Origin of the sequence: Candidatus Viridilinea mediisalina (assembly GCF_002532535.1) — a bacterium.
GTDB classification, from domain to species: Bacteria; Chloroflexota; Chloroflexia; order Chloroflexales; family Chloroflexaceae; genus Viridilinea; species Viridilinea mediisalina.
Map to the genome: position 1 here is coordinate 1 of NZ_NQWI01000149.1, position 10,370 is coordinate 10,370.

The 10,370-nt window shown below is 58.5% G+C and carries 9 protein-coding genes; 7 read left to right on the top strand and 2 right to left on the bottom strand.

The genetic code is table 11. The features are described from left to right. Nucleotides 1–1,726 (bottom strand): Ig-like domain-containing protein (locus CJ255_RS19470; RefSeq protein WP_245863602.1); only part of this gene is annotated, 1,726 nt, incomplete at its 3' end. 899 nt (nucleotides 1,727–2,625) lie between these two features. Then, nucleotides 2,626–4,683, bottom strand: coding sequence for an NAD(+) synthase (locus CJ255_RS19475; RefSeq protein ID WP_097645761.1), 2,058 nt, complete (start codon nucleotides 4,681–4,683; stop codon nucleotides 2,626–2,628). Between the two features lie 192 nt (nucleotides 4,684–4,875). Between CJ255_RS19475 and CJ255_RS19480 the strand changes: the two genes are divergently transcribed. The 7 genes from CJ255_RS19480 to CJ255_RS19510 all read left to right on the top strand — a co-directional run. Next, nucleotides 4,876–5,094: a hypothetical protein gene (locus tag CJ255_RS19480; protein ID WP_097645756.1), complete on the top strand. Its 219-nt coding sequence runs from the start codon at nucleotides 4,876–4,878 to the stop codon at nucleotides 5,092–5,094. An 89-nt stretch (nucleotides 5,095–5,183) separates the two neighbouring features. Continuing rightward, nucleotides 5,184–5,870: a zinc metallopeptidase gene (locus tag CJ255_RS19485; RefSeq protein ID WP_097645757.1), complete on the top strand. Its 687-nt coding sequence runs from the start codon at nucleotides 5,184–5,186 to the stop codon at nucleotides 5,868–5,870. A gap of 5 nt (nucleotides 5,871–5,875) precedes the next feature. After that, nucleotides 5,876–6,013, top strand: a complete 138-nt coding sequence (locus CJ255_RS23760) for a hypothetical protein (protein ID WP_097645758.1) — start codon at nucleotides 5,876–5,878, stop codon at nucleotides 6,011–6,013. A gap of 265 nt (nucleotides 6,014–6,278) precedes the next feature. Beyond that, a complete protein-coding gene (gene udk, locus CJ255_RS19495; RefSeq protein ID WP_097645762.1) occupies nucleotides 6,279–6,902 on the top strand; it encodes a uridine kinase in 624 nt (207 codons plus the stop codon). Between the two features lie 118 nt (nucleotides 6,903–7,020). Beyond that, nucleotides 7,021–7,611: an AfsR/SARP family transcriptional regulator gene (locus tag CJ255_RS19500; RefSeq protein WP_165774823.1), complete on the top strand. Its 591-nt coding sequence runs from the start codon at nucleotides 7,021–7,023 to the stop codon at nucleotides 7,609–7,611. 39 nt (nucleotides 7,612–7,650) lie between these two features. After that, nucleotides 7,651–8,610 (top strand): BTAD domain-containing putative transcriptional regulator, encoded by a 960-nt coding sequence (locus CJ255_RS19505; protein WP_097645760.1) that lies wholly within the window; start codon nucleotides 7,651–7,653, stop codon nucleotides 8,608–8,610. A gap of 490 nt (nucleotides 8,611–9,100) precedes the next feature. After that, the coding region (locus CJ255_RS19510; RefSeq protein WP_133117016.1) for a hypothetical protein at nucleotides 9,101–10,370 on the top strand (1,270 nt) is incomplete at its 3' end.

Here is a 10,370-nt window from a genome sequence, read left to right on the forward strand (position 1 = left end):
CGGTGTTGCCATTGCCCGCCGCATCCTGGGCAACATCCGCGCCAATGTTGACCGTGACATCCCCTTGCTCGTCGGGGGTGACGGTGAAGTGATAGCTCGCCCCGCTGCCCGTGAAGTTGTCTACGCTGCCATTGGTGACGGTGACATCACCGGCGACAAAGCCGCTCACATTCTCGCTAAAGGTGACCGTCACCGGAATGGTGCTGTTGGTCGGGTTGGGGGCCGTGCTGTCCAGGGTGACCGTGGGCGCGACGCGATCCACCACATAGACCTCACCCGTGAAATCGCCATTGCCCACACCAGGGCCACCCAACGGCACCGGCGAGTCGTCGGTGGTGACAATCGAATCATCATCAACCAGGTTGAGGCCAATGGTACCCTCTGCATTTTCCACTGTCGTTACGCTGACGACCCAGGTGGTAGCGCTGCCCGTCACATTGCTAATCTCCGCCCCACCTTGGCCCCCCGTCCTGACGAGGCTAAAGTTGCTACTATCTTCTACCCCGCTCACCGGCATGTTGAAGGTGACGGTAAAAGCGACCGTCGCCGCATTGGTGGGCGAAGCGCTCGTGGGGCTGATGCTCAGGACGGATGGGAAGGGTACCTCATACGGGCCGAGGTCTACCGTGCCACCGATGCTGCGCGGGTTACCATCCAGGTCAGTGGTAATCCCTGCCGGAACGGCAGCATCATTGCCCGCGTTGATCAGCGCTGAATCGGCCTGCAAGCGGTAGTTGCCGTCCGTCGTGGGGGCGCTGCCGGCGGCAACCGGGTTGACGAAGCGCGGGTCGGTGCTGCTGGGCAGGTTGGTGTCGCCGGGGTTCAGTCCCTGGACGAGGGAGTAGCTGTAGCTGGGAGTGCTATCTTCATTATCGACCTGGCTACTATTCCCCCAGATGGTGCTGTTGGCAAAGCTCGCATTGCTGTTACGGTTGGCGAGCCCGCCGCCGTTGTCGGCCTGATTGCCGCTAATGGTGACGTTGGCGAAGCTCGGCGTGCCGCCACTGTTGTAGACCCCGCCGCCGTGGTTAGTCGCCTGATTGCCGCTGATGGTGACGTTGGCGAAGCTCGGCGTGCCGCCGTCGTTGAAGACCCCGCCGCCATTCCAGTTCGCCCGATTACCAATGATGGTCAGGTTGCGCAAGGTCGGGCTGACGTTGATGTTGCGAACCCCGCCGCCGCTGTCGTTTGGATTACTCCCATCAGCATTGCCTGCCGTAATCGTAAAGCCGTCGAGCGTCGCGTTGTTCGCGCCGGTGACGACGTGGTAGGCGTTGTCGCTGTTGTCGCCAGGTGTCCCAATGTCACCACTCAGGATGGTCGCATTGGCATTGTCCTCCCAATCACGCTGCTCAAGGGCCGTCTCGTCGCCCGCAAAGCCGCCATAGATCGCCACGCCTTCGGATAGCAAGAAGGTGGCGCTACGTGCATTGTTGCTCTGCCCCGCGCCCTCATCGGGGTAGTAGATCCCCGCCGCGACCCAGATCTGCTGGCCGGATGTTGCCACCGCAAGGGCGTCTTGCAGGGTTGGGAAGGCGTTAGCCCAACTCGTGCCATCATTGGCACCACTCGCGCCGGCCTGTACACGCAAAATCGTCCCCGTAGCTTCTGCTACGGGGACGAAGAAGGTTGCCGTAAGGAGGAGTGCGGTAACAACGAAGAGGGTAAGATAGCCGCGTAGCGCAACGGCCTGGTGTACAATCCTTTGGTGGGCATGGGCGCGCATGGAGTCTCCTTCACGGTGTAGTAATGTGTATTTTGGTATATAAAACAGTTTTATTATATCAAATAGGTGAGGGCGATCAAGGGGGAGGGGTAAAGATTTGGTTAGGATATGCTGAGAGGCTGTCTGAAAAGTCTATGGTTTGGCGTTGGAGTGCCGGCTTTAGCCGGCTAAAGCCGGCACTCCAGCACGTACCCACGAGCTTTTCAGACAGCTTCTTAGCACCAATACCTTTCAAATAAGCCCTTTGCCCCCCTCCCCAACCCTCCCCCCTACGGGTTCATGGGCGGACAGAACGTTTGCTTCTATAGCGACCAATAGGGCTTTGGGATGCCCCGGATGGCCCTCACCCCCTACCCCCCCTTCGGCAAGCTCTGGTTCGACAGGCTCACCAACCGGGCACCGCCTCTCCCACGTTGTGGGAGAGGGGCGAAGGCAGCGAGATTCTTGGCGTTACAATGCGGTTTTTGCGTGCCAACGTACATGTTTTCTGTCCGCCCATGAAACCACTTGTGGGAGCGGGGCGCAGGCACCGCAGTTTTTTTTGCGTTCCTTTGCGCTCTTTTGCGGCAGGATAACGTCTGTTCTCCCGCCCCCTGTTCCCCTGTTCTTCTGCCTTCTGTTCCTCAGTTCTCCTGTTCTTCTGTTCTTCTGCCCCCTGTTCCCCTGTTCTTCTGCCTTCTGTTCCTCAGTTCTCCTGTTCTTCTGTTCTTCTGCCCCCTGTTCTTCTGTTCTTCTGTTCTTCTGTTCTTCTGCCCCCTGTTCTCCCGCCCCCTGTTCTCCTGTTCCCCTGTTCTTCTGCCTTCTGTTCCTCAGTTCCCCTGTTCTTCTGCCCCCTGTTCCCCTGTTCTTCTGCCCCCTGTTCCTCAGTTCTCCTGTTCCTCAGTTCTCCTGTTCTTCCCCTATTCCTCCTCCACCAACCCCAACTCAGCGAGCCAGACCTGCGCTGCGGCATCGCTGGGGGCGCGCCAGTCGCCTCGGGGCGAGAGTGAGCCGCCGGAGCCGACTTTGGGGCCGTTGGGCATGGCTGAACGTTTGAATTGGCTGGTCTGGAAGAAGCGGAAGAGGAAGACGGCCAACCAATGCCGGATGGTAGCGCGGTCGTAGGCGACCCGTTGGTTGGTTGGGATGCCTGTGGGCCAGTTGCCTTGGCTGGCGTCGCTCCATGCGTGTTCACTGAGGAAGGCTACCTTGCTTGGGCGAAAGCCGTAGCGCGTCAGGTAGTAGAGGTTGAAATCTTGGAGCGCATAGGGGCCAATGGTGGCTTCGGTACTCTGGGCTGGTTGGGCAGCTTCGCCCACTTCAGCAGGAATGAGCTCTGGCGAGATTTCGGTGTCAACGATGGATTGCAGGATGCTGTTTGTTTCCGCATCAAACTGATTGGTAGCTACGACCCAACGGATCAGGTGTTGGATGAGTGTTTTGGGGACTGAAGCGTTGACATTGTAGTGGGACATCTGGTCGCCAACGCCGTAGGTGGCCCAGCCGAGGGCCAGTTCGCTCAGATCGCCAGTGCCAAGTACGAGGGCATGGTGCAGATTGGCAAGGCGGAAGAGGTGGGAGGTGCGCTCACCGGCTTGGACATTCTCGAAGGTTATGTCATAGACTGGCTGGCCGCTGGCGTAGGGATGCTCTAGGTCTTTGAGCATTTGCAGCGCCGAGGGGCGGATGTCGAGCTCGTGGGCGCTCACGCCCAAGGCGGACATAAGGGCGTGGGCGTTCTGGCGCGTATGTTCCGAGGTGGCGAAGCCGGGCATGGTATAGGCCAGAATGTTGCTGCGGGGCAACGTGAGCCGATCCATTGTCTTTGCGGCCACAATCAGCGCCTGGGTGCTATCCAGCCCGCCAGAGACACCAATCACCAGCTTGGCGATGCCGGTGGCGCGCAGGCGCTGCATCAGGCCATGCACCTGGATGTTGTAGGCCTCATAGCAACGGGCATCGCGCGTGGCCGGATTATCGGGCACATAGGGGAAGCGTTCGACCACGCGGCGCAGCGGTAGTTCGCCAGGGGGCGGCGTACAGGCAAAGGGGATGCGGCGCAGGCGCTCAAGGGTGGCACGCTGATCACTGGCGCTATCGGTAAAGCTCGTCAGACGCATGCGATCTTGTAGCAGCCGTTCGAGATCAATATCAGCCATTATAAGCTGCTCGCCATCGGCAAAGCGCTGCGATTCGGCCAAAAGCTCGCCATTCTCATAGATCAGCGCGTGGCCATCCCAAGCAAGATCGGTGGTACTCTCGCCGGGGCCAGCGGCAGAATAGAGATAGGCAGCGACACAGCGGCCCGACTGAGCGGCGCACAGCATGTGGCGGTAGTCGGCCTTGCCAATCGTAATATTGCTTGCCGAGAGATTGCAGAGCAGCGTTGCACCAGCGAGTGCAGCGTAGGTACTGGGCGGAATGGGCGTCCAGAGATCTTCACAGATCTCGGCGTGAACCGTGAGCCCCGGTATACCCACGGCCTCATAGAGCAGATCGGGGCCACAGGGGACGCGGTGGCCCAGCAGTTCAACCTCACGGGCCAAGAGATCGCGGGCGGCGGCAAAGTGGCGCTTCTCGTAGAACTCGCGGTAGGAGGGCAAATAGCTTTTGGGGCTAACCCCCAGGATACGCCCGCCGTGAATGGCCACAGCGCAATTGAAGAGGCGACCTTCAAGCTGTAGAGGCGCACCAACGAGCAGCAACGGGCGCAACTCGGCACTGGCAGCCACAACGGTTGCCAGGGCGGTCGTGGTTGCATCGAGCAGGGCGGCCTGGTGGAAGAGATCTTCGTTACTATAGGCCGCAAGCCCCAACTCAGGAAAGAGGACCAGGGCGGCCCCCTCGGTATGGGCTTGGTGCGCCAAGTTTAGCGTATGGGTCGCATTGAAGCTGGGGTTAGCGACCCGCACTGCGGGCAGTGCCACCGCGACCCGCACAAAGCCGTGGCGATAGATGGAGCGAAACGGTATGCTCATGGGGGGCATTGTACCCTGTTCACAAGCCATATGCCAAATTGCCGCCAAGCCGTGGCTCATGCTACAATGGAGGAAAGAGGAAATAAGGAACGTAGGAAATAGGGGTAAGGCGTTAGGATACGCTGAAAGCGCCTGTTTTTTTCTTTGGTGTTGACGGCGCAGCCGCCCCACGCCCCCACCGGAAGGAACCCAATGGCCGTCTTACGCGAAGCAGAACTCGAAGAACTCATTCCAACCAGCGATGAGCGGCCCTTATTGCGCGGGCTGATCATCGGGATCGCCGTAGGCGCAACCATCGCGGGGTTGATCATCCTCGCACAAACGGCGCGCAAGCGCCAGACACGGCAAGAACCACCACAGGGCGGCGCGGATGCTGAACAACCCCCGCATGGTGATGCCTCTCCGCGATAAGGGAAGGATACAGAAACGAGAAAATAGAAAATAGGTTTGCGGCATCAGGATGCCCTGCATGCCTCCAAACGGTACATAAGGAGTATCCCATGTTTGTTTATCTTATCCTCGTCGTTCCGGCGATGCTCTTCACCTTTTGGGCCCAATGGCGGGTGAAGTCATCGTTCGAGAAGTGGTCGAAGGTGCCGAGTGCCCAACAATTGAACGGCATGGATGTAGCCCGCACCCTGATGCAAAACGAAGGCTTGAGCCATGTGCAGATCGAGCGGATTGGTGGCGAACTGACCGACCACTACGATCCGAATGGGCAGGTCATGCGCCTCTCGGATGGTTCGTTGCAGCCTACGGTTGCCGCAATGGCGATTGTGGCCCACGAACTGGGCCATGCGGCTCAGGATCAGGAGGGCTACTTCTGGTTGCGTGCCCGTTCGAGCATTGTTGGTGCGGCCAATATTGGTACCAATCTAGGTTCGACCCTCTTCTTCATTGGCATCATCCTCGCCCTATTTGCCGAGAGGCTGGGGCTCTTTGTTGCCGTGATCGGGGTGATCCTCTTCTCGGCGGCGGTGGTATTTACCTTTGTAACCCTGCCGGTTGAGTTTAACGCCAGTACGCGTGCTCGCGAGATGCTCATGCGTAATGGCTTGGTAACGGTGGAAGAATCGAAAGGTGTCAATGCCGTCCTCAACGCGGCTGCGCTCACCTATGTCGCTGCGGCGGCCCAAGCGCTGGCCCAGTTGCTCTATTTCATTTCGATCTTGGTACGAAGGAGGTAAGCTACGTGGAAGAAGACCTACAACGCAAGCTGGTTCATGGCCTGATCAACCTTGCCTTGGGCCTAGTGGCCGCTTGGTTGGCAACCTATCTGACCAACAAGATTCTGGGCGAGCCAGAAGAGCCTAAGCGCTTTGAGGCGTAGAGGTTTTGGAGAGGTACAGAGGGATTGAACCACAGAGGCACAGAGGTCACAGAGATGTTTGTAGCAGAGCAATCGTCCTGAATTCCTGAATGGTACTCCAAATCAAAACCTCTGTGTTCTCTGTGCCTCTGTGGTTCAATCCTCTGTGACCTCTGTGGTAAAAACCTCGGAATCCTCTCTTCATTGACAAGATCGCCTACCCATAACGTTCATGCAAACACACAGCTCACCAGGGCTCATGCAGCCCAACGTTATGGGGTCACATGTGAGTCAAGTACCGATCATTATTGGCGTGGCTGGCGGCAGTGCCAGCGGCAAGACGACGGTTTCGCAAGCGATCTTGCAGCAGGTTGGTGCCGAGCGCATCGCCTATATTCCGCACGATTGCTACTATCGTGATTTGAGCCACCTGCCCTTTGAGCAGCGTACCCAGCTCAATGTTGACCACCCCGATGCGCTCGATAATGAACTGCTGGTGAAGCATCTGGATGCGCTGGTAGCTGGGCAGGCGGTTGAGGTGCCTACGTATGATTTTGCCACCTATACCCGTCTGCCTACACCCCTGCATGTCGCACCACGCCCAGTTATCTTGCTTGAGGGTATTCTGATCTTTGCCGAGCCGGTCTTGCGGCGACGGATGCAGATCAAGCTGTTTGTTGATGCCGATGCCGATCTGCGTTTTATTCGTCGGCTCAGGCGCGACATTGGGGAGCGTGGGCGGAGTGTAGATACCGTGATCGAACAGTATCTCAAGACGGTACGGATCATGCATCTTGAGTTTGTAGAGCCAACCAAGCGCTATGCCGATCTGATTATTCCCGAGGGAGGTAGTAATGCCATTGCCATTGATCTCGTGGTGGCGCGGATCGAGGCGGCGTTAAACCATTAAAAAATATAACCCTTTATTTACTTGAATATCTATGCTTCATGGCATATACTGCATGTGGCTCTCGTTCTAGCTATGCACCGTGTGCAACTCCATGCTCTGAGGAGTAACATCTATGTTGATGGAGCGCAGCTTGTATGTTCAGGATCGACCGGAACTCGTAACAAAGGAGCAGCCGCAGGCAGCGTATCATCTTCGGGTACTGGGGGGCTTTCAGGTTGAGGCTCATGGACAGCCGATTACCGATTTTGGTTCCAATAAGGCCCGAGCGCTCTTGTTCTATCTCCTGATGGCACCCGAACGGGCCCATTCACGTAGTACCCTTGTGGAACTCTTCTGGCCAGAGCGTTCACCACGCTCGGCGTTTAATAATCTCAATCAGACCCTTTTTATGTTGCGGCGCGCCTTTGATAACCTTGAGGCTGCGCCCTCTTTGATCATCAGTAGTCGTCAGACGATCCAGATCAACCCTGAAGTGCGGGTTGAGGTTGATCTTATCAGCTTCAACCAAGCCCTTGCAACAAGCAAGCAGTTGGCCAAGGTAGGGGGGGAAGGCACGAGCGCTTGGTTGGCGGCGTTAACCGAAGCGGTGGCGCTCTACCAAGGTGAGTTGCTGCAAGGCTTTAGCCTGCCGGATGCCCCCGACTTTGATGATTGGCTCGCCATCCAACGCGAACGCTGCCACCTCGCGCTGCTGGAGGCGCTCCAATAGCTCTTCAACAGTTACCAGCAGCAGTGTGATCTTCATCAAATGCGCTACTACGGCCAGCAGTTGTTGCAGTTTGAGCCGTGGAACGAAGCGGTTCACCGGGCGCTGATTGCCTCCCTGATTGCCGCCGGTAAACCACATGCGGCCCTGCGCCAGTTTGAGTTGTGCCACAAGGCGCTTATTGATCATCTAGGCTTGGAACCAGAAGCCGAGACCAGAGCCCTGATTGAGCCCCTCCAGGTCATGGTGCATGAACCAGCCCAACGCAAGCCTCTACGCCGCCGTTCTACCCGTGCATCCCTCAAGCGGCATAAGCAGCCCAATGTAGAGCGAAACCAAAACCGCTTCATTGGGCGCACGGCGGAGTTGCTGGCTTGTGAGCGTTTTCTGAGCAGCAGCACTAGGCTCTTGAGCATTGTGGGGCCAGGTGGGATTGGCAAAAGCCGCTTGGCACACCAAGTCCTCAGGTTGGCTGAGGGGCACTTCCGCGACGGTGTGCTGATGCAGAAGCTGTGTGGCAACTCTGCTCCTGACCCGGTGACAGGTGTAGCACAGGCACTTGGGTTGCATGCAGCAGCCACCTGCACTGATATGGTTGCGGCACTGGCCCAACGTGAACTGCTGCTGCTCTTAGATGGCTTTGATCCACAACGCCATTCACGTAATCTGTTGTTAGCGCTCCAGCAACAGGCACCCAAGGTGAAACTCTTGGTTACGACCCGTCAACCACTGGGGCTTGCCCACGAGCAGAGCTTGTGGCTCAAGGGTCTCATCAATGACTGTGTGCATGCCTCTAGCGGTTTCGAGCGCTGCGAAGCTACGCAACTCTTCATTGCCCGTAGCGCCGAACGGGGGGCGCAACTAGACCAAGCTGATCTCAAGACCGTCGCACAGATCTGCTGGCAACTTGATGGCATCCCCCGTGCGATTGAACTCGCGGTGGCACTGACGGTCAACTATAGTTGCAGTGCTATCGCTGAGTTGGTGCTGCCTGAGGGGTGAAGAGTAAGGGCACAGAAACGAGAAAATAGAAAATAGAAAATAGCGCAATGCGTCGCCCAGTGTAGGGGCACGGCAGCGCCGTGCCCCTACGGTCAACAGGGTGAGTTTTGGTAGTTGTTCAGAGAACATGCTGGGTGCGCGGGCCTCCGGCCCGCATGCGGGCCAGAGGCCCGCGCCCCAGGTTTTACCTAGGGATTCTTCTTCCTGATAAGGCAGCACCTCTTGGTGTGTAAAGGGTTTTTGACGCGCTCCAATGAACCAAGAGCAGCGCACCTGACCTGGCAGGTGGGGCGCGTGCCGCCACCATGAGGGCGTCAACGATCCCACCGCGCCGCACCTGCTAGGTCTCATGGGCTGTTGGCACCTTAGACATGGTTTCAGAAAGGCCATGTCAACGTTACACTCTTCTCGTCCATTTGGTGACAAAAAAGCTCCCTGGTGTTATGGTTGATGTAGACACACAAACCATACCACACAGGGAGGCGTCCTCATGGGACAGACGAATCCTACCACACCTGAGCAGCGAACACAATGTGCGACGATGATGTTGGCGCATGAAGGAGACTACGGCATCGTGACTACCCTGAGCCATGACTATCAGGTCTCGCGCCCGACCCTGTATCGCTGGCGCGAACAGGCACGCCACGCCTTGCTGACGCTGTTTGACCCACCTGCACCGTCTGCGTTGACGACCAGCACGACGGAACGTCAGATTCTGACCCTCTGGATTCAGCACGCTTCGGTGCGCGGCATCCAAGCCGCCACTCAAGAAGTGCTCCAGCACGGCGTCAGTCTTGCGACCATTGTCGACGTCCTGCACGACGCAGGCGATCGGGCAATCGCGTGGATGCACACCCATGTCCCGCCCGATACGCGGGCGCTGGCCTTGGACGAGATCTATGCCAACAACCGGTCTGGTGCCTACCTGAATGTTGTGGATGTCCAGAGCGGCGCTGTGTGGGCGAGTGAAGGGCCGCTGCCGGTAGATAGCGAAAGTTGGGTCTTGCTCTTGTGGGACCTGACCGAGCGCGGGCTGGTGTGGGATCGCGTGGTCTTGGATGGCGGGATGGCGCTGTCGTCGGCATGCAAGCATGCCACGCCGCTGGTGTTGGTGCAGGGCGACATCTGGCACGAACTGCACGGCTGTGGCCAGGTTCAGCACCGCCTGGAACGGGGCGTCCGCCAACTGGAAGGACGTACTCCAGCGGTCGCCCGCCAAGCGGCACGGATCGCCGCAGGTCAGCACCCGCGTGGACGCAACCCCAAGACGGACGTGACGGCCCATGCCCAGGATATCGCGCTGGCGCGTCAGGTGGCGGTCAACACCGCCTACTTGACGGACGAACTGCGGCGGTTGCTGGCTCCCGTGGTGGTGGGGCGGGATGGCGTGTTGAGCGCAGCGCAGCGACAGGAAGACCTGGACGCGGTTCTGAGCCTGCTGGACGAGGTGGTTCAAGCGGCACCCGCCGCGCAACAGGTTCATCTGCAGGGGTTGCACAAACATCTGACCGCCCGGATGCCTGTGTTGCTGACCTTTGTGCCGCACCTGGATCATGTGCAGCGCGATCTGCAGGCGTTGTTGACGCCGCCGCAGCAAGCCCTGCTCGGCTGGGCATGGCTGCGCCGCCGTCGGTTGGGGTGGCAATCGTCGGGCATCCTGGCCGCCATTCCGGAAGCGTGGCGGGCCGCAGCCCGCGTGTTGTTGACGGCATGGGATGATACCGTGTGGGTTTCGAGTGCGGTCGAGCGATGGCACAGCA

What these genes read in the sequence shown, in the direction of transcription:
- CJ255_RS19500 (WP_165774823.1), top strand. Translation starts at nt 7,021, where the DNA reads ATGGAGCGCAGCTTGTATGTTCAGGATCGACCGGAACTCGTAACAAAG.
- CJ255_RS19480 (WP_097645756.1), top strand. Translation starts at nt 4,876, where the DNA reads ATGGCCGTCTTACGCGAAGCAGAACTCGAAGAACTCATTCCAACCAGC.
- CJ255_RS19475 (WP_097645761.1), bottom strand. Translation starts at nt 4,683, where the DNA reads ATGAGCATACCGTTTCGCTCCATCTATCGCCACGGCTTTGTGCGGGTC.
- CJ255_RS19485 (WP_097645757.1), top strand. Translation starts at nt 5,184, where the DNA reads ATGTTTGTTTATCTTATCCTCGTCGTTCCGGCGATGCTCTTCACCTTT.
- CJ255_RS19505 (WP_097645760.1), top strand. Translation starts at nt 7,651, where the DNA reads ATGCGCTACTACGGCCAGCAGTTGTTGCAGTTTGAGCCGTGGAACGAA.